The 805-nt window shown below is 70.4% G+C and carries 1 protein-coding gene; it reads left to right on the forward strand.

All coding sequences use genetic code 11. The features are described 5' to 3' along the window. The coding region (gnd, locus tag ACY1JF_RS31910) for a phosphogluconate dehydrogenase (NAD(+)-dependent, decarboxylating) (RefSeq protein WP_462708759.1) at positions 1–805 on the forward strand (805 nt) is incomplete at both ends.

Consider the following 805-nt stretch of genomic DNA (forward strand, 5'->3'; position numbering starts at 1 on the left):
ACGCCGGCCATGACGTCGTCGGCTACGACACCAACCCCGAACTCTCCGACGTCGACAGCCTCGCCGGCCTGGTCGAGCGTCTCGAGGCGCCCCGCGCGGTCTGGGTGATGGTCCCGGCCGGCGGCCCCACCCAGGCCGTCATCGACCAGCTCGGCGGCCTCCTCGAACCCCGCGACATCGTCATCGACGGCGGCAACTCCCGCTGGAGCGACGACGAGAAGCACGCCGAGGAACTCGGCAAGCGCGGCATCGGCTTCGTCGACGCCGGCGTCTCCGGCGGCGTGTGGGGCCTGAAGAACGGCTACGCGCTGATGGTCGGCGGCGACAAGGAGTACGTCGACCACCTCAAGCCGATCTTCGACGCGCTCAAGCCGGAGGGCCCCTACGGCTACGTCCACGCGGGCAAGGTCGGCGCCGGGCACTTCGCCAAGATGGTCCACAACGGCATCGAGTACGCCATGATGCAGGCCTACGCCGAGGGCTGGGAGCTGCTGGAGAAGGTCGACTCCGTGGACAACGTCCGCGAGGTCTTCCGCTCCTGGCAGGAAGGCACGGTCATCCGCTCCTGGCTGCTCGACCTCGCCGTCAACGCCCTCGACGACGACCCGCACCTGGAGAAGCTGCGCGGCCGGGCCGCCGACTCCGGCGAGGGCCGCTGGACCGTCGAGGCGGCCATCGACAACGCCGTGCCGCTGCCGGCGATCACCGCCTCCCTGTTCGCCCGGTTCTCCTCCCGCCAGGACGACTCCCCGCAGATGAAGATGATCGCCGCGCTGCGCAACCAGTTCGGCGGCCACGCCGTCGA

Source organism: Streptomyces sp. SYSU D01066-1 (genome assembly GCF_054956795.1).